Source organism: Adlercreutzia equolifaciens DSM 19450, assembly GCF_000478885.1.
GTDB classification, from domain to species: Bacteria; Actinomycetota; Coriobacteriia; order Coriobacteriales; family Eggerthellaceae; genus Adlercreutzia; species Adlercreutzia equolifaciens.
In genome coordinates, this window is sequence record NC_022567.1 from 1915106 (window position 1) to 1940914 (window position 25809).

Consider the following 25809-nt stretch of genomic DNA (forward strand, 5'->3'; position numbering starts at 1 on the left):
AGTTGCGCCGCTAGAGCAACTGTTGACGAGACGACACCGAAGCGCGCGGCAAACCGTTGAGCGTTTGGAGCATGTCCCCGAAACGCCACAGCCGGCGTATCATGAAACATACGCAAAAAGGGAGGGGCGATGGACAACGAAAGAGACGATTGGGCGCAAGACTCGGAGACGGCCCTGATCTTCGACCAATGGATGCGCGCCATCGTCAGCGCGCTTCGGGCCGAGCGCGGCGCCACCATCAACCAGTTCTGGCTGCTGCTGCTCATCAGCGAGCATCCCGAGCATTCCGCGGCGACAGCCGCCGCGACGCTCGGGCTCAACTACACCACGGTGGCCGCCTGCGCCGCTCAGCTCGTGCGGGAGGGAGCCCTCGAGAAGCGAACCTGCGACGATGACGACCGATGCTCCCCTCTCGCCATAACACCCTCCGGCCAACGGCTCCTCGCATCTCTCGACCAAAGTTTGATCACCACGGCCAAAAGCGCCATGGATCCTCTGCAGGGCGACGAGCGGACACAGGCCCTGCAACTTTTCTTCGAAGCCTGCGTGCGGCTCAACAAGAAGCGGATGATGGGCGATCTGGTGCGCGGGGACAGCGCCTTCATCATTGTCTGCCAGCAAACGGCCCTCGATTTCAGCCGTCTGTGCCGAAAGCAGCACCTGGGCGCCACCCAGGGCCATCTGCTTTTGGCCCTGGGAAACAGCGGGCGCACGGCGGCCAAAGAGCTGCGGCGGCACCTCTGCCTGGACGCCCCCACCTTCTCGCGGGCGGTCTCGCGCCTCGCAGATGCGGACCTCGTCACCCGCATCACCTGCGCCAGCAAACGAGAGATCGCAATCGCACTCACCCCGCAGGGCCTCGCCTGCGCCGCGCGCATCGCTAAGGAGACCACCGAGATGCTGGAGGCGCTGCTCGGGGACGGTCTTCGCAGCCCCGTGGGCATCCGCACCATCGCCGCCCTTCGCGCGTCGCTGGAGGAACGGCTCTAACGGCCCTTGCGGATGCCGCCTTTGCGACCGTTGGCCTTCGGGGGCTTGCCCTGGCGCTGCGATTTCGGGGTAGCTCCTCCCGCACCTCTACTCCGCTCGGATGAGGCGCGTCCTTTGGCGTTCTTTCCGTTGCTGGATGAAGCGCGCCCTTTATTGCCTCTCCCCTTCCCTTTCGGGGCGCCGCCGTCCGCATCGCGCTTCTTGGGACGGATGGGGCGGATGAGGCACTGCTTGTCCCAGCCGATGAGGTCGGTTCGCCCGGCCTTCGTTAGCGCCTCGCGCACCAAGTCGTAGTTGTCGGGGTTGCGGTACTGGATGAGCGCCCGCTGAAGGGCCTTCTCGTGCGGGGTCTTCGGCACGTAAATGGGTTCCATAGTCAGGGGATCGAGGCCCGTGTAGTACATGCACGTGGAGATCGTCGAGGGCGTGGGGTAGAAGTCCTGCACCTGCTCGGGGTTGAAGCCCATGTCGCGCACGTACTCGGCCAGCTCGATGGCCTCGGCTAACGTGCTGCCCGGGTGCGACGACATGAGATAAGGCACGACGAACTGCTTCTTGCCCGTCTCCCGATTGATTTCCTCGAAAGCGCCGCAGAATGCGTCATAGACGGCCCGAGGCGGCTTGCCCATGGCAGCAAGCACGGTGTCCGACACATGCTCGGGGGCCACGCGCAGCTGGCCGGATACGTGGTGCTCGACCAGCTCGCGCAGAAACGTGCGATCGGGATCGGGATCGGCCATGACGTAGTCGAAGCGAATGCCAGAGCGCACGAACACCTTCTTCACGCCGGGCAACTTCCGCAGCTTGCGCAGAAGACCCGTGTAGTCGCGATGATCGGCCTTCATCGCCGGGCAGGGCTTCGTGCCCAAGCAGCGGCGGTCTGTGCAGGCGCCTCGCGTGCGCTGCTTGGCGCAAGCCGGCCCGCGGAAGTTGGCCGTGGGGCCTCCCACATCGTGGATGTAGCCCTTGAACTCGGGATCGGCCGTCATGACGCGGGCCTCGTCGAGCAGCGACTCGTGGGAGCGGCCCGTGACGATGCGCCCCTGGTGGAAAGTGAGCGCACAGAAGGCGCACTCGCCGAAGCAGCCGCGACAGGAGGTGAGCGAGAACTTCACCTCGGAAAGCGCCGGCACGCCGCCGGCCTCGTCGTAGGAAGGATGCCACGTGCGCGCATAGGGCAGGCGATAGACGGCGTCCATCTCATTTTGGGTCAGCGGCGCAGCCGGCGGGTTCTGCACGACATACACGCCATGGGGATAGGTCTCCACCAAGCGACTGCCACACACCGGGTCGCTCGCGCGGTACTGGGTGGCGAAGCTCTCCGCGAAGGCGCGCTTGTCGCCCGAAACCTCTTCCCAGCCGTGCAGCATCTCGTAGTCAACCACGTGTTCCAGCGAACGGGTGCGAAACACCGTGCCATCGATGAAGGTGAGGTCGCTCACGGAAAGGCCCGCGGCGAGGGCATCGGCAATCTCGACGATAGAGCGCTCCCCCATGCCGTAGGAGATGAGGTCGGCCCCGGAATCAAGCAAGATGGAGCGCTTGAGGGAATCGGACCAGTAGTCGTAATGGGCGAGCCGGCGCAAACTCGCCTCGATGCCGCCCAGGATAATGGGCGTTTCCTTGAAGGTGCGGCGAATGAGGTTCGAATAGACCACGGCCGCGTGGTTGGGGCGCGCGCCGCCCTTGCCGCCCGGCGTGTAGGCGTCGTCGTGGCGGCGCTTCTTGTTCACCGTGTAGTGGTTCACCATGGAGTCCATGTTGCCCGCCGACACGAGGAATCCCAGCCGCGGCTCGCCGAACACCGCGACGCTTTCCGGGTCGTTCCAATCGGGCTGGGCGATGAAGCCCACCTTGTAGCCGTGGGACTCCAGCACCCGCGTGATGATGGCGCTCCCGAAGGAGGGATGATCCACGTAGGCGTCGCCGGAGACGTAGACGAAGTCGAGCTGCCCCCAGCCGCGCGCATCGGCCTCGGCCCGCGTGGTGGGCAGGAACGCCGAAGCCGGCAAGGAGGGACGCGCGTTTTTCGGGGCGCCCTTTTCCGGGCGCTTGGGGCTGCGATGAGATTGGGGCGCGGGCTTCTTAGACACAGAGAGTACGTCCTTCATAGAAACGGGCGGGGAAGCCCCCGCCCTGGCGTGTGGTTATGGCGCAAGGCCGATATCGGCCCGTAAGCTAGTTCTCGTCGGCCGCCTTCGCCTCGTCGGCGGGCGCCGCGGGCGCGTCAGCGGGTGCCGCGGGCGCGTCGGCTACGGTGATCTTCGCCTGGGAGGCCACGAAGCGGGCGGCCTTCAGGCGTTCGGCCGTCTCGCGCAGAGCGAAGCCGCGACCCGAGTCCTCCAGCTGCTGGCGCATCATCTTGGGATTGCCCTGGGGATTCATGCCCAGGCAGGCGTCCTCCAGATCCTTGTCGGTCAGCGTCATGTGCTCGTGGCGGTACACCGCGTCCAGGCAGAAGCCCTGCACGAGCACCTCGCGGGTCTGCATCATGAGCATCATGCCGAACTGCTGCTCGCCGCCGTTTTGGGCCACGAACTGCTCCCAGGTCATGCCGGCCTGCTGAAGCTCCATGCGCAGGTTCTGCATGAGCTGGTCGCGCGTGGCCTCGTAGATCTCATCGGCGATGCGGCCCTCGAAGCGGCGCGTGAGCTGGCCCACGGCCATCTGCTGCACGTAGCCCTCGTAGGCCTCGCGCTGCTGGGCCTCGAAGACGCGGCGCATATCGGCCACCAGGGCCTCCTTGCTCGCGAACATGGGCATGTTCGCCTTCACCCAGGCATCGTCGATGACCGGCACGACCTCCTGCTGAATCTCCTTCACGGTCACCGTGCAGGAGATGGGCTTGTTCACCACTTCCCCGTTCTCGGTGCCCAAGGGGGCCTCGAAGGTGAACTCCTTGGTCTGGCCCGGCTCCATGCCCAGGAGCGCCTCGTCGAAGCCTTCGGGCATGTACCCGCGGCCCATGAGGTAGGTGCGGTCCTCGCAGGTGAGCGCTTTGATCTCCTCGCCGTCGTCGAAGCACTTCATGGCGATGGAGCAGGCGTCTCCCGCCTCAAGCGGCTTCGCGTCGGCCACCACGTAGGTGACGGAGTTCTTGGCAATCTCCTCCAACTGCTGGTTGATGGGAGTCTCGTCGAAGGCGAAGGGGGGCACCGTGATCTCCACCGGCTCGTAGGAGGTGAGCTCGTAGGTGGGCTTCACCGTGACGTTCAGGGTGAACGTGAACTTCTTGCCGCGCTCGAACTTCACCGTGGGCGTGGCCTTCGGCGGAAACGCCGGCACGAGGTTGCGGCGGTCGAGCGCCCGGGGCACGAGTACCTCGATGGCGTTGGGCTCGACGATCTTGTCCAAATCAGCGATGCCCAGCTGTTCTTTCGCCAGCTCCTCGATGGATTTGCCCGGTGCGGGACGGACGCCCATGGACAGCGCGAAAGCCTCGGCGGCCTCCTTCAGCGCGTTGTTCACCTCGATGGCCGTGGCCTCGCAGTCGAGCTTGATGACGCCGTCAGCGAGCTTCTTCTCGGTTACCTTCATAAGTTCGGTACTCCTCCTTCGCGAAGAGGGCCGCCTTATGCGGCCCGTAAGGTTTGCCCGCTATAGTAGCACAGGGCGCACCGCACAGCTCGAACACGCCGCGAAGCCCACAATTCCAGAAGGGCCGACGCCGGTGCGGCCGTCACTCGTTGGACTTCAGGCTCTCCACCATGTCGATGCGGGCGAGCTTGGGGCGCATGACGAGCATGACGACGGCGGTGAACACCATGGTGAGAACGAAGGCGATGACGAAGCTGTCCCAGTGAATGGTACGCCCGAACATGACCTGGTCCACCTCGGCCGTCACCACGACGAAGCCCTCTAGCACGATGCCGAGGGCCAGGCCCACGAGCGCTCCCAAGATGGCCAGAAGCACGATCTCGCGGAAGATGTAGGCGTTCACCTCGCGGGGCGTGAAGCCGAGCACCTTCAAGGTGGCGATCTCGCGGGCCCGCTCGGTGATGTTGATGTTCGTCAGGTTGTACAGCACGATGAACGCCAGTGCCGCCGCGGCCACCACGAGCACCACCACGACCATGTTCACCGAGCGCAGCATCTGCTTGTAGGAGTCGATGACCTCGTCGTTGAAGGCCACGGTATCCACCGCGCCGGTGGCGCGCAGGGCCTCGGAGAGGGCTTGGCGCTCCCCCTCGTCGGCAGTGGCCCGGGCGTACACCGTGAGGTTGTCCGCCTCCTCCCCGAAGGTGCGCTCGTAGGTTTCCGGCGTCATGAAGGCGTAGTCGCCGATGTAGTTCTCGATGATGCCCGCCACGGGCACGGAGTAGGTCGTCGCCGTGGCGTTGCCCAGATCGTCCTGCTCGGCGAACACGATGGCATCGCCCACGCCAAGGCCCAGTTTGGTCGCCAGCTTCTCGGTGACGACGGCGCCGGCGTCGGCGAGGGCCACCTCCTCGTGGCCCTCGCGGGTGCGGAAGTGCCACAGCTCCTTAAACGCCGCCGGGTCCGACGGCGCCACGATGGTGGTCATGGCCTCGGTGCCGTCTGTGCCCTGGGCGATCATGGAGGTCTCGGTGGCACGCACGGCCACTGGCAACGAATCCGTGTCGGCCAGAAGGGCATCGGCGGCGGCGCGATCGTCATCGGCCGCGTCGTCCTTCTCGGAGATGACGACGTTGTAGTCCACCAGCTCGCCGTACTGCACATCGATGATGTCGTTGATGGAATTCTGCAGCCCCAGGCCCGTCAGCAGAAGCGCCGTGCAGCCGGCGATGCCCACGCACGTCATGACGAGACGGCGCTTGTAGCGGAAGATGTTGCGGAACGTCACCTTCCACGAGAACGAGAGACGGCGCCACAGGGGCCCGACGCGCTCCAGCAGAATGCGCTTGCCGGCCTTGGGCGCCGGCGGCTGCATGAGGGCGGCCGGGGTCTCGCGCAGGGTGGCCGCGGCGGCAGCCCAAGTGGCCAAGAGCGTGATGCCGATGCCGAGTCCGGCCGCGGCGAGCGCGATGGGCCAGTCGATGGGCATGGCGGCGCGGGGCACGTAGTAGACGATGGAGTAGGCCTCCATGATGACCCAGGGCAGCACCTGGGAGAGCACCGCGATGCCGAGAACGCTGCCGAGCCCTGCGGCCAGGGCGGCATAGATGAGGTACTTCGAGGTGATGCGCGCCCGCGAGTAGCCGAGCGCCTTGAAGGTGCCGATGAGCATGCGCTCCTCCTCCACCATGCGGGTCATGGTGGTAAGAGCCACAAGCGCCGCCACGAGGAAGAAGATGAAGGGGAAGAACGACGCGATGGCGTCGATGCGATCGGCATCGGAGGCGAAGCTCACCACGCCGAAGTTCTTCGTGCGGTCCATGACGAGCCAATCCGGCGGCTCGATGTCGTCGATCTCCTTCTGAGCGTCGGCGAGCTCCTGCTCCGCTTTGTCCAACTCCTCGTTGGCCTCGGCCGCGGCGGCGTCGTAGTCGGCCACGCCCTGCTCGTACTCGGCCCGGCCCGCCTCCAGGTCGGCTTTGGCCTGTTCGTATTCCGCCTTGCCCTCTTCCAGCTGCTTCTTGCCTTCCTCGACGCTCGTCTTGGCCTGATCGAGCTGGGTCTGAGCCGCGGCGATCTGCGCGTCGGCGGAGGCGCGCTCTTGCGCGAGCTGCGCCTTCGCCTCCTCCAAGGCCGTCGCCGCAGCGGCGATGTCGGCGATCTTCTGCTCCAGGTCGGCGCGGGTCGCCTCAAGCTCCGCGCGCTGCTCGGCGGGGAGGTTCGGCACCTGCAAGGCGGCCTCGGCCTGGGCCAGGGCGTCCTGCAGCGTCGGCAATGCCGCATTGGCCTCGGCGAGGTTCGCCTCGTTGGCGGCGATCTGCTGCTCGGCCTCGGCGAACTGCGCCTCGGCGTCGGCCTTGCGCTTGGAAAGCGATTCCGTGCCCTGGGTGTACTCCTTCTCGCCGTCCTTGATCTTCTTCTCGCTCGCGGCAAGGGTGGAGGCGGCCGCGTCCAGCTTGCGCTGGCCCTCGTCCAGCTCTTCCTTGGCCGCATCCAGCTCGGCGCGGGCATCGGCGAGCTCGGTCTTCGCGCGGGCCTCCTCTTCTTCGTATTCCGCTCGCGCCTCGTCCAGGTCGGCCTGGGCCTCGGCCTTCAGGCCATCCACCCGGGCCTGCTCCCGGGCCGGCGCGATGCCCTCGATGGCGGCCACAACGCCGGCCACGCGATCTTCGTAGGCGTCGCTGTCGGCGGGAAGCTCTGCCGCCCCTTCCACGGAGACGTAGGCCTCCACGTAGGGCATGTCCGCATCGAAGGCCTCCGGCAGCACGTACATGAACTGCTCGATGGTGCCCGAGCCGATGGTGGAGGTGCCCATGGACGTCGAGCTGACGTAGAGCGGCGAGTGCACGCGCCCCACCACGGTGAACTCGGTTTCCGCCAGCGTGTCCCGCACATTGCCCACCGACGGATCAACCGTCACCGTGTCCCCCAGCGAGGAGGGACCGCTCATAACGCGGTCGTTGAAGATGACGCACTCGTTGGCCGAGGTGGGCCAACGGCCTTCCACCAGATCGAGCCGGTTGAGATAATTCGCGTCATCGGAGGAGATGGCGCCCGCGTCCGTCTTCACCGCCGTCGCCGCCGAGGGCGACAGCGAGTGCACGCGCATCACGTACTGCTCGTCGTTCAAAGTGGCCAGCACGTCGGCCGAATAGGCCGCCTCCACGCCCGAGACGCCGGGCACATCGCGCAGGGCCTCGATGTCCTCATCCGTGAGCCCCAAGGTAGAGACGACGCGGATGTCCATGAGATCGGTGCCGTCGTAGTAGGCGTCGGCCGCCAGCTTCATATCCGGCGCCGTCATGCGCAGCCCGGCGTAGAAGCCGCAGCCCAGCGCCACGATGGCGGCAATGGCGACAAAGCGCCCGAGCGAGTGGCGGATGGAGCGGACAATATCTTTGTTGAACGCCTTCACGCTACCACTCCAGCACGTCGGCGGACAGGGGCGTCTCGTTCAGTTCCACCGCGGCCACGGAGCCCTCGCGCACGTGGATGACCCTATCGGCGATGGCGGTGAACGCGCTGTTGTGGGTGACGACGACGACCGTGCGCCCCGTATCGCGGCAGGTGTCCTGCAAAAGTTTCAGGATGGCCTTGCCCGTCTCGTAGTCCAAAGCGCCGGTGGGTTCGTCGCACAAAAGGAGCTTGGGGTTCTTCGCCAGGGCGCGGGCGATGGCCACGCGCTGCTGCTCGCCGCCGGACAGCTGCCCGGGGAAGTTGCGTACCCGGTCGGCCAGCCCCACCGCTGCCAGCACCTCATCGGCATCCAGCGGATCGCGGCAGATCTGGCTCGCCAGCTCCACGTTCTCGCGGGCCGTCAGATTCTGCACCAAGTTGTAGAACTGGAAGACGAAGCCGATGTCGTGGCGGCGGTACTGGGTGAGCTGCTTGCGGTTGAACGAGCTCACACGCGCGCCATCCAGCATGATGGTGCCGGAGGTGGCCGAGTCCATGCCGCCGAGCATGTTCAGAAGCGTCGTCTTGCCGGCGCCGGAGGGCCCCACGATGACCACGAATTCGCCCTGCTCAATAGTGAAGCTCATGTCGCGCACGGCGGCCACTTCCACCTCGCCCATCTGGTAGATCTTGCTCACGTCGGCGAATTCCACGAAGGCCATGGTTCCTCCCAACACCCGGCGCCCCGCCCGGGCGCTTTTCTCTCGATCCTTAAGATACACGATAAGGAACCAAGAGGGCACCCCCGCAAATACCCTCCACACCTACTTTTCGTCCAGAAGGTGCATCAACTCGCCATGGGAGTGAACCCCGGTCTTCGCGTAAATAGCTCGCACATGAGACCGCACCGTGGTGATGGACACCACCAACATTTCACTGATTTCCTTCGGCCTCTTTCCTGCGACTAGGTACTCGAGTATCTCCGCCTCACGGTCGGTCAAGCCAGAAGATCGGGCCAGACGGCGGCAGCACTCCGCCCGCCGGCTCGCCAACTTTCCATGGGCGTCCTCGTGAGGAAGAAGGCCCCAAACCGTTTTGGCAAACTTCTCCGAATTGGTGTGGAAAGTGACCAGGGACAGTATCACGAAGATGGCAGCACCGATGACGCTGAAAGCGGTCTCGTCGAGAACGACGCTCTCATGCACACCGAATCCCACTAAGCACCCCAGAAAGAATCCCGCTGACTTGACGAGAAACGCGCGGGCGAACACTTGCGTCGGAGAGGCTTTGATGACACGAGCAATGGTATAGCTCGCAACGGCGAGCAGAACATCGAAATAGTACAGGGCGCACGCCTGCAAAATGAGAAGCGGAAGAAACTCCGTGTCCATGGTAAGAGGACCGAGGAGAGCCGCCACCGTGACGATGGGGAAAACGTATTGATAGAAACGGTTCCAGAGACGCACCACATCAGTGCCGTCACTTTGCCGAAGCGTCGCCGAGAACAGCCCGAGGGCCGCTACCGCACCGAAGAGGAACGCCGTGACACGGCTCGAGACATCTAGGGACAGAGCTAGAGGTACCACGTGGAGGAATCCGAACACTGCCCCGTAGGCGCCTATGATGAGGAACAGGGCGAAAGAGGGCGCTCCACGATGACGACCCTGCGATTCCCCCCTGCGTCGCGGCGCTCCCATCGGAGCATAGGGCTCGCGTTCGAATTGCACTCGCAAGCAGGCACCCGCCCCCATAGCCCGAACAAAACAGGCGGCAGATCCGGCAACAAGCGCCATATGGAGTATTTCGGAAACCAAAGCCGGGGCACCGGCCTCCAAGATGCTGAACAGTCCTTGGACCGTGAGCGTGGTAAGAGCCACAAGCGCTACGACGGTCGCAAGGAACACTCGCGCGCCCACTCCGGCAGTCGCCTGACAGCTCAGCGCGAAGAAGAAGGCACCCGAAGCAGCCCCCGCCACCTGCACAATTATCATAGTCATCACATTGGAGGTCCCCACCGACCAATAGAACGCCATGACATTGGCCGTCTGCAGCGCGAAGAAAAACACCCAGAAGCGGTCGTTCAGAGCGATAGCCCTCAGTCGGTCGGGGCGCATCTGAGCCAAAGCGTAGCCCAAGATGAGTCCGACGGCGTGGGCGTTGCACGACTGGGCGCGCAGATTGATGAACGTCCCGAGCACCGTGCCGTAGTCCAGAGACCAGCTCGCCGACTCGTGCAGCAGCTGGGCCGACGAGACGAGCAGGACACAAGCGCCGAAGGCGGCCCAATAGCCCTTGGGGCGCGACGCTGACGATTTCCCGCTCTTGCGCTCTTCCGCCTTTCCCAACAAAGCTTCCACAACCCTCGTCCTCCTCGTCACCAGCGCATTCGAGCCCTATCGCACAAGAGGAGACTACCACACAACCCCAGCGAAAATACGGCTCAGGCATAGGCTCTCATCAGGCTTTTCTCGATATCCTCAAAAATTGAGGAGGAGATTTTGCCATCTCCGCATTCTTTGGCGATCACGGCGAGGGTGCCCTCTCCCTAGACTTTTAAGCACCGCCTCCCGCAGCTGCGCCACCAAGCAGCCAGGCGAAGGCGGACAGAGTTGGTTCCTAACAAGGAAGGAGAAGAGGATGGACACGACAGCAAACCAGCGACGCAGGCACCTGCTCGCAGCCCTCGGCGTCATGGCGGCCGTCATCGGCCTCGCCCTGGCCCTTTGGGGCTGCGCGCCCCATGCCGAGCTCAGCAGCACAGGAGGCGCCGAAGAAGCAGCGGCGAGCGAGGAGGCAGTAGTCGGATTGTACCCCGACTTTACCGAGAAGAGCTCGGGGCTCTTCAACGACACCTATCAGACTACCGAGCTTCTGAACGCCGGCAACCGCGGATGCAACTCGTGCCACGAGGATCTGTGGGACATCATGAACACGAAGGAGGGCTACAACCACATCCTGACCCACGTGGGCTACGACAAGGCGCTCACCTACCAGGACTGCGAGCCCTGCCATCGCGGTCACACGACGCTCACCGGGCCCTACCTCGGCGACTTGCTGCATGCCGCCCATTACGGCAGCGAGCAGTTTGTCGAGGCCAACGGCAACTGCTGGAGCTGCCACGCCATGGATTCCGCCGGCTCCCAAGGCGACTACCAGTTCATGCTCTGGGACGACTTCTACGACAGCCCGGCGCTGGGCGGCTACCCCAACATCGCCAACGACGAGACCACCCGCTACTGGCTGAGCGTTCGCGGCAAGGATTCCAGCGATGCCATAGGATTCAACAATCGCATGGACACCGAGCAGAACCCCACCATATCCGTCAGCTTCGCCCAAGACGTCACCGATCATGAGGATGTCTTCATCGTGAACAACTGGGGCGAGGAAGTGACCGAGAAGAACGGCGAGCCCTTCGACTTCAACGAAGTGTGCAGCGAGGACAATACCTTGACGATCACCGGCGTGAAGAATCCGAAGACGTGGACGAAAGAAGAGCTGCTCGCCATGCCCCAGACCGAGTTCTCCATGGCCTTGGCCTGCGGCACCAACGGACGCGGCGGCTCGCTCGTGTCGAACATCCCCATGTCGGGTGTTTCCATGGAATACCTCATCGAACAGTGCGGCGGCCTTCTCGACGACAGCAACGCCGTTGTGGCCACCGCCTCCGACGGCTGGAAGTCCTTCGCAATGCCCGTAGAGGCCAGCACCTATTCCAAAGATGCTTACATCGCCCTCAAGTACTACGGCGAGGAGCTCTCCAAAGACGACGGCGCCCCCATGGTACTCATCTCCCTTGGCAATATCGGCGCATGGCAGGTCAAGCACGTCGAGCAAATCGACTTCATGCACGATGACGAGCCGTTCACGGCCGCACTCATGGGCGCATCGGACGAGCCCACCCCCAACTACGCCATCAACGGCATGTGGTTCCAGGAGCACGGCGTCGAGGCCAAAGTTGGCGAGCCGGTGAATCTCACGGGTGCCATGTACAGCTGGAACCGCATGTGGGGCAACCTGGATACGATCAAGTTCAGCTTCGACATGGGAACCTCCTGGGTCGAGTACGACGTGGACAAGGAAGTGCCCGATTTCGATCCCTACCAATGGGTCAACTTCTCCATGGACTGGACGCCCGCAAAGGCCGGTACCTACTTGGTCAAGATGGCAGCCACAGACGACCTTGGCAACGAGATGCCCTTCTCCGTGCCTCTGTTCGTCCATGTTTCCGAGTAAGAAAGGGACGGTGACGTTCATGAAATCCCAAACGATTAAGACACTCGGCGGCGTGATGAGCGCCGTGGCCCTCATCTCCGGGGGCGCCGGCGTGGCCCAGGCCGCCACGGTAGATTCGGCCGCGCCCGCGCCGGCCATGCCGGTCGTCACGGCTGCCTCGGACTCCGCGGCCCCCGAGGCCCCCGGCGCACGCACCGTGGAGGGCTCCTTCAGCTACGATCAGGACGCCGTGACCGCCAACGCCGAGATCAGCGGAGTGTTCTGCAAGGCGGCGGCCACGCTGTGCGCGTCGCTGCCCACCTACGGCTGCGAGACCGCCAAGGCCGCGGCCATCACCGTGGCGGGCCCCGGCGCCTCGTTCACGGCCACCGCGGACGAGCTGGCCGGCGAGGAGGGGGCGGCCTCCTACGTGATGGCCTGCTCCTGCGCCACCAACGTCGCCGGCGGCGGCGCCATCGCCAACGCCGAGGTCGAGGGCGTCTCGCTGGAGACCCTTGTGCAGATGGCCTGCGTCTAGAGCGCCTCGCACCAAACCTTTCCTTACCCCTCCCCTACGGGCCCCGGAAGCCTCCCCCTTCCGGGGCCCGTTTGCGCGCTGCGCGGATATTACGGCCCTATTGCGGCCCTGCAGAAAGATCGAGTCGCGTCATCGAGAGATACCCCTCGTTAGCATAGATCAACGCAGCTCGCGTCTTACAACACCTCGAAGGTGTGCACGGCGGCGATAGGGGACGCGTCGCCGTCCTCGTTCACCGAGCGCACCTTCATCTGGTAGGCGCCAGAGGCCTCGGGCGTCCAGGCGAAGGTCCAGGACACCCAGCGGTCGGCCGTGGTGTCGCCCAAATCGTAGCGCGTCCAATGCTCGCCGTTATCGAGCGAGAACTCCACGGCGATGATGCGCTTGTCGAAGTCGTGGGCCCAGCCGGAAAACTCCATGGGTTCGCCAACGCGCCCCACGTACTCCGCCTTCGCCGCCACGTTGGGGCGGTTGGTGTAGTCGTGGCCGTCGTCGACGAACGGGCCGATGACCGGCGGCACTTCCTCGTTGGTGAAGCGGATCTCGCGGATGTCGCGCACGAAGTACTTGGCCGGCAGCCCCGGCACCCACAGCTGGTTGGTCGCACCCATGACGCTCATGATGTCCTCGCCGTTCACGCGGTTGGCCACGATGGCGCCGCGCTCCAGCAAAAAGTCCAGAGGGAAGCTCTGCTCCATCCCGTCGGCCCCCACGAACGTGACGGTGTTGCACTTCTCCGGGTCGCTAACGACCGCGGCCTCCTCAGCGCCTTCGGCAGCCATCGGGGCTGTCACGCCTTCCACTCGTTCCTCTTCCACATCACACCCCTTCTCTAGCTTTTGTCCTGGAGACATTCTACAAGCTTGGCCAGCTCGGCAGCCGAATGCACGCCCGTCTTCGTGTAAATGGCATGAACGTGCGAGCGCACCGTGGCCACCGACACCACCAGCACGTCGCTGATCTCCCGCGGACGCTTGTTGCGAGCGAGCAGGCGCAGCACCTCGGCTTCGCGCTCGGTCAGGCCGAACTGGGCCGCCAGGGCCGAGCAGCGCTCGTCGCGGGTGCGCTCGTAGCGGCCACGCGGATCCTCGTGGGGCAGAAGGCCCCAAACCGTCTTGGCGTACTTCTCCGAGTTCATGTTGAAGGTGACGAGCACAAGCAGGACGAACACCGCCGTGCCGATGACGGAGAAGGCCGCGGTATCCAGCACCACGTGCTCGTACACCGTGCTGCCGATGAGGTTGCCAAGCAGAAAGCCGACCGACCGAATGAGGAAGGCGCGTCCGAACACCTGGGAGGGCGCGGCGTTAATGATCCGGCTGATCACCGAGCAGGCCATGGCAAGCAACGCGTCGAAGTAGTAGAGGGCGCAGGCCTGCATGATGAGGGCCGGCAAAAACTCGCTGCTGTTGGTAAGCGGACCGAGGAGCGCCGCCACGCAGACGACGGGGAACACGAAACGATAAAAGCGGTTCCAAATGAGCGAGACGTCCACGCCGCGGCCGTGGCGCAGCGTGACGGCGAACAGGGCGAGCGCCACCACGGCGCCGACGAGGAACGACGCCACCCGCGCCACCACCCCCAAAGGCAGCGCCAAGGGGATGACGTGGAGGAAGCCGAACACCATGCCGTAGACGCCGACGATAATGAAGAGTCGCGCGCACAGCGGCACCGCGCGGTTGGGCCCGGTGGATTCGCGCGCGCCGGCGGCATCGTCGACGCTGGCCGCCGCGCCCGAACCTCCGTCCCCTTCCGCCCCTGCCGTCTTCCCGCCATCGGGTGCGGTGCGGATGGGAGCGAAGACGACGGCAGCGTAGCCTTCGCGGAAGCACGAACCGGGAACCATGGCCCGCGCCAGACAGAAAGCCGCCGCCGGCACGAGGGCCAGGTGCAACAGCTCGAAGACCACCGGGGCGACCGTGGCCTCCAGCATGCTGAAGAGTCCCTGCACCACTAATGTCGTGCAGCCGATTACCGTCACGATGGTGGTCATGAACAGCCTTGTGCCCACCGCCCAGGCCACTTGGCTTAGGGCCACGAAGAACCAGGCGCCGGCCGCCGCCCCGAAGAACTGCACCGCCACCACGGCGAAAAGGCCGCGCGGCTCTGCCAAACACCAGTAGAACGCGAGCACGTCGACGAAGACCGCGACGAAGAAAACGACCCAGAATGCGCCGTCGCCCACGAGGCGGGAGAAACGCCGGCTGCTGATCTGGGTGAAGGCGTAGCCGAAGACGAGGCCGAGCGAATGGGCGTCGCAGGAGAAGGCCCTCACGTTGACCGGCGCGCCCCACAGCGGCGCCATATCCAGCACCCAGCTGGCGGCCTCATGCAGAAGCATCGCCGCGGATGCCAGGGCTACAAGCGCCCCTACGGCCCACCAGTAGCCAGCCGGCGCCTCCCCCGGCCTCTGCCCGGAACGATTTTTCCGTGCCGTCTCCTCTTCCATGCGCATCTCTCCCTCCCCTTGCTCGCCCTCGCGTCCCGCCGCGGCCGCACGCGACGCGAGGATCGCCGTCGGCCGCTGACAATACGCACTCTGCGGTCCGTAATGCGCTAATCAGCCAACTCAATCATATCACTAGGCCTTCCTTTGAAATCAACAAGAGTTGTTGAGATGGCTCGGCAAGCTCAACAAACGTTGCTGATTTCCCGAAAGGCTCGCCTCTCTAAAGTGATGCTTGCCGGACGGGGCCCATCACACCTCCCTGGGTGCGCCCCGTCCGACGAGTGGCTACATCTTCAACGGAAAGGAAGGAGAAGAGGATGAAAGCACAAGAGAGCAAGGGCACGTCCCGCCTGCTTGTGGCCATAGCCGTGATGGCGGCCGTGGCGGCGCTGGCGCTCGCGCTGTGGGGGTGCGCACCCCAGGCCACCACGACCATGGCGGCCACGGGCGGCGACGGGGAGACGACGGAGGAGACCGCTGCGTCGTCGATGTACCCCGACTTCACCGACAGGACCTCCGGCAACTTCAACGACACCTTCAGCACCACGGACATGCTGAACGCCGGCAACCGCGGATGCAACGCGTGCCACGAGGATTTGTGGGACGTCATGAACATGAAGGACGGCTACAACCACATCCTGACCCACGTGGGCTACGACAAGGCGCTCACCTATCAGGACTGCGAGCCGTGCCACCGCGGCCACACAGCGCTCACCGGCCCGTACCTGGGCGACCTCATTCACGCGGCCCATTACGGCAGCAAGGTCTTCCAGGAGGCCAACGGCAACTGCTGGAGCTGCCATGCCATGAACTCCGCCGGCAACCAGGGCGACTACCAGCTGGTGCTGTGGGACGACTTCTACGATGAGCCGGCGCTGGGCGGCTACCCGAACATCGACGGCAACGAAGCTGAGCAGGCCTGGGTCGACTCCCGCGGCTTCTTCGGCGGCTTCATCAATGGTATGACCCAGGATGCGGCGCCGTCCATCGATGTCACGCTGGATCAGTCCATCACCGACCACGACGACGTGTTCATCGTGAACAACTGGGGCCCCGAGGTCTCCGAGAAGAACGGCGAGCCCTTCAGCTTCGACGCCGTGTGCAGCGAGGAGAACACCGTAAGCCTCACCGGCGTGAAGAACCCCCGCTCGTTCACGAAGGCCGAGCTTGAGGCCATGCCCCAGACCGAATTCACCATGGCGCTCGCCTGCGCCACCAACGGCCGTGGCGGCTCGCTCGTGTCCAACATCCCCATGTCCGGCGTGTCGGTGGCCTACCTCATCGAGCAGTGCGGCGGCCTGGTCGATGGCGTGAACGCCGTGAACGCCACGGGCTACGACGGCTGGCAGGCCTTCCCGCCCATGAACCTGGAGGCGAGCACCTACACCGAGAACGCCTATATCGCCCTGAAGTACTACGGCGAGGACTTAAGCCAGGACGACGGCGCACCCATGACCCTCGTGTCTTTGGGCAATCCCGGCGCCCGCCAGGTGAAGCACATCAAGTCGATCGACTTCACCCAGGACGAGGCGTTCTTCCAGGGGCCGATGATGGCCGAGTCCGACGAGCCCTCCCCAAGCTATCCCATCAACGGCATGTGGTTCCAGGAAGACGGTGTCACCGCCAAGGTGGGCGAGCCGGTGACCCTGACCGGTGCCGTGTACAGCTGGAACCGCGTCGTGGGAGACCTGGCCAGCGTCAACTTCAGCTTCGACATGGGCAAGACCTGGCAAGACGTGAAGATCGCCGATCAGGTCACCGACTTCGATCCGTTCCAATGGGTCACCTATTCCCTGGATTGGACGCCGAGCAAGGCGGGCAAGTACCAGGTGAAGCTGCAGGCCACTGACGCGAACGGCGTCCAGATGAAGAAGCCCGTCACGCTGTTCGTGAACGTCGAGGAATAGAAAGGGACGGTGACATTCCATGAAATCTCAGACTGTTAAGACCATCGGCGGCGTGATGAGCGCGGTGGCCCTCATCTCCGGAGGCGCCGGCGTGGCCCAGGCCGCTACCATCGAGCCCGCGGCAGCCGCTCCGGCATCTGCGACCACCCTGGCTGCCGCAGATGCCGCAGACACCGAGGCCCCTGCGCGCGCCGTGGAGGGAACCTTTAGCTACACGCAGGACGCCTTGTCCTCCAACGCCGAGATAAGCGGCGTTTTCTGCAAGGCGGCCGCCACGCTGTGCGCGTCGCTGCCCACTTACGGCTGCGAGGCCGTCAAGGCCGCGGCCGTCACCGTGGCGGGCCCCAACGCCTCGTTCACGGCCACCGTGGACGAGCTGGCCGGCGAGGAGGAAGCGACCTCCTACGTGATGGCCTGCTCCTGCGCTACCAACGTTGCCGGCGGCGGCGCCATCGCCAACGCCGAGGTCGAGGGCGTCTCTCTGGAAACCCTCGTTCAGATGGCCTGCGCCTAAGAAAGAGCGCGCTGTCGCCCGAAACTTGAAGGGCTCGACGCGCCCAGCGCCACCCGCCTCCCCCTCGGCCCGGAAGCCCTCGCTTCCGGGCCTTTTCCATAGGCAAAGGATGCAAACCCGTAGCACGAAGCCGCTTTTTGCCTTCCGCTTCAACGCAGATCGACATTTTCCCGCCTCTGGCTATTGTGTTACCTAGGCATAACTTTAAGCTTATCAAGAAAATGCCTGGTCACAGCTTCGCAAGAAAGCCTAGTCCTCAATACGCCCGTAGCCAGAGACGGAAAAATGTCGGAGACGACCGAGCGACAGGGCAAAAACCCGCCTCGGGCTACGGCTCGCAGCAAAAAGGCCGGCCCCTTTGCGGGAGCCGGCCTTGGTTTCTCGGGCTTTCGGCCCTTGGCGCGATGAGCGCTTGAAGCTAGGAAGCGAAGATCTCGATGGTCTCGCCCTCGGCCAGGGTGACCATGGCCTTCTTCCAGGTGCGGGTGCGACCCTCCTGGTAGCGAACGCGCTTCGGCTTCGACTTCACGTTCAGGGTGTTCACCTTGACCACCTTCACGTTGAAGATAGCCTCGATAGCCTGGCGAATCTCAACCTTGTTGGCGTCCTTGGCCACCTCGAAGGTGTAGACGTTGTTCTCCATAGCGTCGTAGCTGTGCTCCGTGATGACGGGGCGGATGATGACGTCGCGGGGATCCTTCTCCATTATGCAAGCACCTCCTCAATGCGGGCCAGGCACGGCTCGGCGATAACGAGGGCCTTGTTGTCGACCAGCTCGTAGGTGTTGATGTCGCCCACCGGCAGAATGTTCACCTCGGGGATGTTGCGGAAGGAGAGGAAGGCCTCGATGTCCTCGTTGCCGATGACCACGCAGATGCGCTTACCCTCAAGGCCGAGCGCCTTGATGAGCGCCACGGCGTCCTTGGTGCAGGGCTTCTCGAAGTCCATGTCCTTCACGATGTAGAGCTCGCCGTCGGCCAGCTTGCCGGAGAGAGCCGAGCGCATGGCCAGCTTGATCTCCTTCTTGTTGACCTTCTGGTCGTAGCTGCGGGTGTGGGGGCCGAACACGGTACCGCCGCCGACCCACTGGGGAGCGCGGATGGTACCCTGACGGGCACGGCCGGTGCCCTTCTGACGCCACGGCTTCTTGCCGCCGCCGCGAACCATGCCGCGGGTGCGCGTGTTGGCGGTGCCCTGGCGCCAGGATGCCTGCTGCGCCTTCACGGTGCGATGCATCACAGGCACGTTCGGCTCGATGGCGAACACGGCGTCGGAAAGCTCGACCGTGCCGGCGGCAGCGCCCTTCACGTCCTTAATCTCAATAGTTGCCATAGTTGCTGTAACTCCTTGTTACCGATCGTTCCAATTAAGCCATGCGGACGCGGACGATGCCGTTCTTGCCGCCGGGCACCGCACCCTTGACCAGGATGAGGTTCTGCTCCTCGTCGATGCGAACAACCTCGAGGTTCTTCACGGTGACGGTGTCGCAGCCCATGTGGCCAGGCAGGCGCAGGCCCTTGAACACGCGGGACGGCGTGGCGCACTGGCCCACGGAACCGGGGGCGCGATGGAAGTGCGCGCCGTGGCCGCCCGGGCCGCCGGCAAAGCCGTAGCGCTTCATGACGCCGGCGAAGCCCTTGCCCTTGGACGTGCCGGTCACGTCGACCTTCTTCACGTCGGCGAAGGCCGCGACGGTCTGCTCGTCGCCCACCTTGTACTCGCCGGCGTTCTCGACGCGAACCTCGCGCAGGTAGCGCTTCGGCTCGGCGCCCTGGGCGTCGAAGTGGCCCTGCATGGGCTTGTTCACGCGACGGGGCTTGATGTAGCCGAAGCCCATCTGCACGGCCTCGTAGCCGTCGGTATCCACGGTCTTCACCTGGCACACGGTGTTCGGCTCGGCCTGGATAACGGTGACCGGGACGATGCGGTCCTGGTCGTCGAAGATCTGGGTCATGCCGATCTTCTTGCCATAGATAGCGTTAATCATGCCCAAACCTCCTTACAGCTTGATCTCGATGTCAACGCCAGCGGGGAGATCGAGACGCATCAGGGAGTCAACCGTGTTGGGGGTCGGCTCGAGGATGTCGATCAGGCGCTTGTGGGTGCGCATCTCGAACTGCTCGCGGGAGTCCTTGTTCACATGGGGCCCACGGATGACGCAGTACAGGTTGCGCTCCGTCGGCAGCGGAATAGGACCGGAAACCTTGGCACCCGTCTTCTGGGCGGTATCGACGATGAGGCGCGTGGACTGATCCACGATCTCATGATCGTATCCCTTGAGGCGGATGCGAATCTTCTGACTTGCCACTTACATTACCTCCAAATAGAAGTTTCTCTGAGGACGCCTTAGGCGTTGCCGCCGGCCTTGCTGATGATCTCGTCCTGCACGGACTTGGGCACGGGCTCGTAGGAGTCCATCTGCATGGTGTACACGGCGCGGCCCTGCGTACCGGAACGCAGGTCGGTCGCGTAGCCGAACATGTTGCCCAGCGGAACCTTCGCCTCGATGACGACGGCGTTTCCACGCTGCTCCTGGCCCTGAATAAGACCACGACGGCTGGGAATGTCACCCATGACGAAGCCGGTGTACTCCTCGGGCGTCTCAACCTCGACAGCCATGACGGGCTCCAGGATGACCGGGTTGGATTTGCGCAGGGCGTCCTTGATGGCCATGGAACCGGCCACCTTGAAGGCGGCCTCGGAGGAGTCCACGTCGTGGTAGGAACCGTCGATCAGCTCGACCTTCACGTCCTCGACCGGGTAGCCGGCCAGAACGCCGGAGTTCAGCGCCTCCTGGATGCCCTTGTCGATGGAGGGGATGTACTCCTTGGGCACCACGCCGCCGACGATCTTGTTGACGAACTCGTAGCCCTTGCCAGCCTCCTGCGGGTACATGTTGATGACCGCGTGTCCGTACTGGCCGCGGCCGCCGGACTGGCGAACGAACTTGCCCTCGGCGTTCATGACCTCGTGGCCCGGACGCTCGCGATAGGCTACCTGCGGCTTGCCCACGTTCGCCTCGACCTTGAACTCACGCAGCAGGCGATCGACGATGATCTCGAGGTGCAGCTCGCCCATGCCGGCGATGATGGTCTGACCAGTCTCATGGTTGGTGGACACGCGGAAGGTCGGGTCCTCCTCGGCGAGCTTCTGCAGGGCGATGGCCATCTTGTCCTGCTCGGCCTTGGTCTTGGGCTCCACGGCGATGTCGATAACCGGATCGGCGAACTCCATGGACTCCAGTATGATGGGAGCGTCCTCGGCGCACAGGGAGTCACCGGTGGAGGTGTCTTTCAGACCCACAACAGCAACGATGTCGCCAGCGGACACGGCGTCGATGTCGACGCGCTGGTTGGAGTGCATCTGCAGCAGACGGCCGATGCGCTCTTTCTTGCCCTTCGTGGCGTTCAGCACGTAGCTGCCGGCGTCCAGATGGCCGGAGTACACACGCAGGTAGGTGAGCTTGCCCACATAGGGGTCGGTCATGATCTTGAAGGCCAACGAAGCGAACGGAGCCTTCGGATCGGCCGGACGCTCCTCTTCCTCGCCGGTGTCGGGGTTGGTACCCTTGATCGGCGGGATGTCCACCGGGGAGGGCATGTAGTCGACCACGGCATCCAGCAGCTCCTGCACACCCTTGTTCTTGTAGGCGGAGCCCACGAACACGGGGTTGATCTGGCAGGCGATAACACCCTTGCGGATGGCGGCCTTCAGCTCGTCGACGGAGATCTCCTCCTCCATGAGGACCTTCTCCATCAGCTCGTCGTCGCAGTCGGCGGCGGCCTCAAGCAGCTCCTGGTGGTACAGCTCGGCATCTTCCTTGAACTCGGCCGGGATCTCGTCCATCGGCTCGGGGTAGGTCATGCCCTTGTCGTCGGCCTTGAAGTCCCAGGCAGTCATGGTCACGAGGTCCACGATGCCCCAGAAGTTATCCTCGGCACCCATGGGAATCTGGGCGGCCACGGCCTTCGCATCCAGACGGTCGCGCATGGTCTGGATGGCATGGAAGAAGTCGGCACCCACGCGGTCGTACTTGTTGATGAAGGCGATGCGGGGCACGCCGTAACGCTCGGCCTGGCGCCACACCGTCTCGGACTGCGGCTGCACGCCGGCAACGGCATCGAATACGGCGACGGTGCCGTCGAGCACGCGCAGGGAGCGCTCTACCTCGGCCGTGAAGTCCACGTGGCCGGGGGTGTCGATGATCTGGAAGCGGTACTCCTTGCCGTCGGCCTTGCCGCCGGGGTACTTCCAAAAGCAGGTGGTGGCTGCAGCGGTGATGGTCACGCCGCGCTCCTGCTCCTGAACCATCCAGTCCATGGTGGCAGCGCCGTCGTGCACCTCGCCGATCTTATGAGTTTTGCCCGTGTAGTAGAGGATGCGCTCGGTCGTGGTGGTCTTGCCTGCATCGATGTGGGCCATGATGCCGATGTTGCGCGTATCCCTCAGATCGATTTTAGCCATGTATCTTCACCAGCCTTAGAAGCGATAGTGCGAGAACGCACGGTTAGCCTCGGCCATCTTGTACATGTCCTCGCGCTTCTTCACAGCGGCGCCCGTGTTGTTGGAGGCGTCGATGATCTCGTTGGCGAGACGCTCGCGCATGGTGTGCTCCTTGCGCTTGCGGGAGAAGTCGACGATCCAGCGGATCGCCAATGTGGTGGCACGACGGGAGTTGACTTCCATCGGCACCTGGTAAGTGGCGCCGCCCACGCGCTTCGGCTTGCACTCGAGGGTGGGGCGGACGTTGTCCATGGCCTTCTTGAACACGGTCAGCGGATCCTCGCCGGTCTTCTCCTGGACCAGGTCGAAGGCGCCGTAGACGATGTTCTCGGCGATGGACTTCTTGCCGTCAAGCAGAACCTTGTTGATGAGCTGCGTGACGAGACGGTTGTTGAACTTTGCGTCCGGCTGCGTTTCGCGGCGGACTGCTGCTGCACGACGCGGCATGTAGTTACTCCTTTTGCTTCTGCGCGCTTCGGGGCACCGGTTCGGCGTCCATTAGGTCGGTGGGGCTCCTTACCCAGACTCTACCGGCCCGCGCGGCTTAACGAACGTTATTTCGGGCGCTTGGCGCCGTAGCGGCTGCGGGCCTGCTTGCGGTTGTCCACCGCAGCGCAGTCGAGCGCCGCGCGGATGACCTTGTAGCGGACACCGGGAAGGTCCTTTACACGGCCGCCGCGGATGAGCACCATGGAGTGCTCCTGGAGGTTGTGGCCCTCGCCGGGGATGTAGGCCGTGACCTCCATACCGTTGACGAGACGCACACGGCAGACCTTTCGAAGAGCGGAGTTCGGCTTCTTGGGGGTCGTGGTGTACACGCGGGTGCACACGCCGCGCTTCTGCGGGTTGCCCTTGAGCGCCGGGGTCTTCGACTTGTCGACCGTCTTCTTGCGGCCCTTGCGGACCAGCTGGTTAATTGTAGGCAAGACTCTTTTCCTTTCCTTTTTCCACGGGCTTGCACTGCACAAAACAAGCGCCTCTGTGAGGCGCGAGGGGGTATATTACGAGGGTTTCCGCTGTGTGTCAAACGCCACGCACCCGGGCGTATCCATCCCCTCCGGCGAGCGGCACAATTTGTCCATAATCGCAGGAAGTGCAGGCAAGGAAGCCCCACGCACTTCCGACCGACAAGGACTGGCACGCTTTCTCGTAGAGGCCGACGAGGACTGACGCGCTTTTCCCGTAGGGGCCGACCTTGGTCGGCCCTCCCGACCGATGAAGGCCAGCGCCCTCGGTCATCTAAACCGACTTCAATCGTCATCTATCCCATCATCTCCGAAGCCGGAGACGAGATCGATGAGCTCGGCCTTGGAATGGACATCGAGCTTCTGATAAATGTGCCGACGATGAGTAATGGCGGTTCCCTCGGCAATGAAAAGCACCTCCTGAACGCGACCCAGCCCATGCCCGCGCGCCAGAATGCCCAGAACCTCTGCCTCTCGCTCAGTCAGCGCGTAGACCTCAGCCACGGCCGCGACCCGCTCATCGAAAGGCGTACCGCCGTCAGCAGACTCCGCCTCTTTGCCCCCTGCGGCAGTTACGGCCCTCTTGTAGGCCCGTGCCAAACTTCCGCGCGTCAACACCACATCCGACGCGATAACAGCAAGCACCATGGCCGCGATGGCCGTCACGCTCACGTGGCCCTGGAGATCGAGGCTCTCCATCATTAGCGCCAAACTCGACCCCAAAGCCGCGCCCAGGGCAAGCGCGCCCAGAGCCACACCCCACACGATAGCAAAAGGTACGCGAATCTGCCCGGCCGCCTCCGCCGCGACTCCCACCACCAAGGAAAGGTACACCCACAGAGCCACCGCCGAGGCCCCCATGGCAAAGCGCAGGGAGAACTCGCTTCCGGCATCGAAGGGGTAAAAAGCCACAAGTATCGGTATGGCCGCAAAGCGCAGAAGGAGCAGCCAGCTGAATCCCTGTTTGAGCAGCGCCTTTGCCACAACCTCGACCACGAGGGAGATAACGACGCCCGAAAGGCTCAAAAGCCACGTCCACGACAGGGCGTGACCGTGACGCGCAATGAGAAACTGCGTGATCATCAGGGCGAAGACAAGGCCGAACAGGCCATAGGACGCGATAATGCGAACAAAAGCCCCCTGCAGATGCGTCACTGGCGAAGAGGTTTTAGCAGGAGCCTCGCCGCGAGACGCCGACACCATGAACAAGGCGCTGGACACCGCCGAGAACACGGCGACCACTGCAAGCAGCAACCAGTGGATGCCTATGGACTGAGCGAAGGCCGCCAGCAGGCAGGCAGCGAGTACGACGAGAAACGAAACCCGGGAGCGCGCCGGAGCATCCAGCCGTCCAAAGCGTTCGCTCCATACCATGGTGAGCAAACCGCCGCCCAAGCCGAGCAGCGCGCCGGACACGACGCGTAGAACCGCAACTGCCACAGAGGCGCCCCGTTCGGGAACGAGCAGAAGCGCTGCACCGGCGATGGCAGCCAACGCGCCCGCAAACGCCCCGAAGACGCCTCGATACCATTCGTCCCTCCAACGCGCGAAAGACGCTGCGCACGCCGTCGTCCCCAAAACAACAAGATAAGAAAAGAGAAGGGGGTTCAGCCCCGACAGCGCCAGATCGCCCCCGCGATACATATCGGCTACCACGCCGACAATGGGAAGCCACGTTTGGGCGCCAATATACCCGAGAACCACCAAAAGCCCGCTCTTCTCGGAAGCCCCTCCGAGCCCCTGAGACGGTAGCGCGCCATCGTCCTTCGTAATTCCTACCATCGCCGACCCTCCCGTATCGATGTGCGGTCAAGGGCAGTATAGCAAGGGCAAGGCCGAGAACCACCCACAATCTGTCCTTCGTCATCCCTTATCCCACCTGGCCTTTCATCCTTTTCAGATGATGGCTTGGCAGCAAAATAATCTGTCTCCTCCCGCGAAGCATCGGCTTTGGATGATGGCATTTCGGCGACGAGGACGCACAATGCCGCCCATCGAATTCAATCCGGCGGGACGACGAGAGAGCCGCCGGAGCCACTTGGAAGGAGAGGAGCATGGCTCACGTATCCCTGCGCAAGATCGTTCTTGCCTCCGCTGTCGCGGGTGTCATCGCACTTATGTCCCTGGGCACTGTCGGCTGCGCCCCGAAAACGGCAGATCTCAGCGAAACGGGCAGCGGCTCACAGGCTGAAGCCGACGAGAACGCCGCAATGACAGGGGACTTCGCGTTCTCCGCAGATGCCGACTGCACCACCTGCCACAGCACCGAGGGCGACTCGCTCGGCGACGCGACGATGCCCGCATCTAACCATGCGACGCAGGAGTGCACCACCTGCCATAGCGACATCGACAGCCTGGCGACCGCCCACGATGGCGTGCAGTTCGGCGACAAGGCGCCCAAACGGCTGAAAAAGACCACCATCGATACCACCGCCTGCTTCAGCAGCGGTTGCCACGGCAGCCAGGAGGACCTGGCCGCCAAGACTGAAGCCTGCGCCATCCTCACCGACGCCAACGGCACGGTAGTGAACCCCCACGCCCTGCCCGAGAACGAAGATCATACGACCATCGACTGCGGCAGCTGTCACAGCATGCATTCCGACGACACCATCGAGGACACGGCAAAGAAGGCATGCAAGGGCTGCCACCACATGGACGTCTACGAGTGCAACACCTGCCACGAGTAAGGCCCGGCGCATTTAATTGACTCCGGTTCCGCCCGGACCCCGTCAATCCCTCCCCCTACGGGGCCCGAGTGCGGCCATTCCCATCTCAGCATCATCCGCACTCCGGCGGAT

At 64.0% G+C, this 25809-nt stretch carries 21 protein-coding genes; 6 read left to right on the top strand and 15 right to left on the bottom strand.

What is annotated here, in order from left to right:
- Positions 1-129 precede the first annotated feature (129 nt).
- Positions 130-990 (top strand): MarR family transcriptional regulator, encoded by an 861-nt coding sequence (locus tag AEQU_RS07580; RefSeq protein ID WP_022740336.1) that lies wholly within the window; start codon positions 130-132, stop codon positions 988-990.
- Here AEQU_RS07580 and AEQU_RS07585 read toward each other — a convergent pair.
- The 5 genes from AEQU_RS07585 to AEQU_RS07605 form a co-directional block, all read right to left on the bottom strand.
- The gene (locus AEQU_RS07585) at positions 987-3083 is read right to left on the bottom strand and encodes a YgiQ family radical SAM protein (protein WP_022740337.1); all 2097 of its coding nucleotides are present in this window, start codon (positions 3081-3083) and stop codon (positions 987-989) included. The two genes, AEQU_RS07580 and AEQU_RS07585, sit on opposite strands and share 4 nt — an antisense overlap.
- 85 nt (positions 3084-3168) lie before the next feature.
- On the bottom strand, positions 3169-4527 hold the full coding sequence (locus tag AEQU_RS07590; protein WP_022740338.1) for a trigger factor: 1359 nt from the start codon (positions 4525-4527) through the stop codon (positions 3169-3171).
- Between the two features lie 142 nt (positions 4528-4669).
- Complete coding sequence (locus AEQU_RS07595; protein ID WP_022740339.1) at positions 4670-7942, bottom strand: FtsX-like permease family protein; 3273 nt, start codon at positions 7940-7942, stop codon at positions 4670-4672.
- Position 7943: 1 nt separating this feature from the next.
- A complete protein-coding gene (locus AEQU_RS07600; RefSeq protein WP_041714617.1) occupies positions 7944-8645 on the bottom strand; it encodes an ABC transporter ATP-binding protein in 702 nt (233 codons plus the stop codon).
- 102 nt (positions 8646-8747) lie between these two features.
- The gene (locus AEQU_RS07605; protein WP_022740341.1) at positions 8748-10280 is read right to left on the bottom strand and encodes a response regulator transcription factor; all 1533 of its coding nucleotides are present in this window, start codon (positions 10278-10280) and stop codon (positions 8748-8750) included.
- A 280-nt stretch (positions 10281-10560) separates the two neighbouring features.
- Here AEQU_RS07605 and AEQU_RS07610 point away from each other — a divergent pair, with 280 nt between their 5' ends.
- Together AEQU_RS07610 and AEQU_RS07615 are read left to right on the top strand one after the other, a co-directional pair.
- Positions 10561-12156 carry a molybdopterin-dependent oxidoreductase gene (locus AEQU_RS07610; protein ID WP_022740342.1) on the top strand — a complete coding sequence of 532 codons (1596 nt, stop codon included), beginning with the start codon at positions 10561-10563 and terminating at the stop codon, positions 12154-12156.
- A gap of 10 nt (positions 12157-12166) precedes the next feature.
- The gene (locus AEQU_RS07615; RefSeq protein WP_041714619.1) at positions 12167-12673 is read left to right on the top strand and encodes a molybdopterin-binding protein; all 507 of its coding nucleotides are present in this window, start codon (positions 12167-12169) and stop codon (positions 12671-12673) included.
- Between the two features lie 176 nt (positions 12674-12849).
- On the opposite strand, the gene AEQU_RS12925 is transcribed toward AEQU_RS07615, so the two are convergent.
- On the bottom strand, positions 12850-13491 hold the full coding sequence (locus tag AEQU_RS12925) for a molybdopterin-dependent oxidoreductase (protein WP_022740344.1): 642 nt from the start codon (positions 13489-13491) through the stop codon (positions 12850-12852).
- Between the two features lie 14 nt (positions 13492-13505).
- Positions 13506-15122: a helix-turn-helix domain-containing protein gene (locus tag AEQU_RS07625; protein ID WP_144079478.1), complete on the bottom strand. Its 1617-nt coding sequence runs from the start codon at positions 15120-15122 to the stop codon at positions 13506-13508.
- Between the two features lie 317 nt (positions 15123-15439).
- Between AEQU_RS07625 and AEQU_RS07630 the strand changes: the two genes are divergently transcribed.
- Positions 15440-17029: a molybdopterin-dependent oxidoreductase gene (locus AEQU_RS07630; RefSeq protein ID WP_022740346.1), complete on the top strand. Its 1590-nt coding sequence runs from the start codon at positions 15440-15442 to the stop codon at positions 17027-17029.
- Positions 17030-17048: 19 nt separating this feature from the next.
- Positions 17049-17543 (top strand): molybdopterin-binding protein, encoded by a 495-nt coding sequence (locus AEQU_RS07635; protein WP_022740347.1) that lies wholly within the window; start codon positions 17049-17051, stop codon positions 17541-17543.
- Positions 17544-17961: 418 nt separating this feature from the next.
- Here the strand turns inward: AEQU_RS07635 and rplW are convergent, their stop codons facing one another.
- The 8 genes from rplW to AEQU_RS07675 form a co-directional block, all read right to left on the bottom strand.
- Positions 17962-18249, bottom strand: coding sequence for a 50S ribosomal protein L23 (gene rplW, locus AEQU_RS07640; RefSeq protein WP_022740348.1), 288 nt, complete (start codon positions 18247-18249; stop codon positions 17962-17964).
- Positions 18249-18875 carry a 50S ribosomal protein L4 gene (gene rplD / locus AEQU_RS07645; RefSeq protein WP_022740349.1) on the bottom strand — a complete coding sequence of 209 codons (627 nt, stop codon included), beginning with the start codon at positions 18873-18875 and terminating at the stop codon, positions 18249-18251. Before rplD ends, rplW begins: the two co-directional genes overlap by 1 nt.
- A 34-nt stretch (positions 18876-18909) precedes the next feature.
- Positions 18910-19530 carry a 50S ribosomal protein L3 gene (gene rplC, locus AEQU_RS07650; protein WP_022740350.1) on the bottom strand — a complete coding sequence of 207 codons (621 nt, stop codon included), beginning with the start codon at positions 19528-19530 and terminating at the stop codon, positions 18910-18912.
- A 12-nt stretch (positions 19531-19542) separates the two neighbouring features.
- Positions 19543-19851, bottom strand: a complete 309-nt coding sequence (rpsJ, locus tag AEQU_RS07655; RefSeq protein WP_016309237.1) for a 30S ribosomal protein S10 — start codon at positions 19849-19851, stop codon at positions 19543-19545.
- 38 nt (positions 19852-19889) lie between these two features.
- On the bottom strand, positions 19890-22007 hold the full coding sequence (fusA, locus tag AEQU_RS07660) for an elongation factor G (protein ID WP_022740351.1): 2118 nt from the start codon (positions 22005-22007) through the stop codon (positions 19890-19892).
- A gap of 15 nt (positions 22008-22022) precedes the next feature.
- Complete coding sequence (gene rpsG, locus AEQU_RS07665; RefSeq protein WP_022740352.1) at positions 22023-22493, bottom strand: 30S ribosomal protein S7; 471 nt, start codon at positions 22491-22493, stop codon at positions 22023-22025.
- A 107-nt stretch (positions 22494-22600) separates the two neighbouring features.
- A complete protein-coding gene (gene rpsL, locus AEQU_RS07670) occupies positions 22601-22972 on the bottom strand; it encodes a 30S ribosomal protein S12 (protein ID WP_022740353.1) in 372 nt (123 codons plus the stop codon).
- A 324-nt stretch (positions 22973-23296) separates the two neighbouring features.
- Positions 23297-24793: a response regulator transcription factor gene (locus AEQU_RS07675; RefSeq protein ID WP_022740354.1), complete on the bottom strand. Its 1497-nt coding sequence runs from the start codon at positions 24791-24793 to the stop codon at positions 23297-23299.
- 272 nt (positions 24794-25065) lie between these two features.
- Between AEQU_RS07675 and AEQU_RS07680 the strand changes: the two genes are divergently transcribed.
- The gene (locus AEQU_RS07680; RefSeq protein WP_022740355.1) at positions 25066-25698 is read left to right on the top strand and encodes a cytochrome c3 family protein; all 633 of its coding nucleotides are present in this window, start codon (positions 25066-25068) and stop codon (positions 25696-25698) included.
- Positions 25699-25809: the final 111 nt, after the last annotated feature.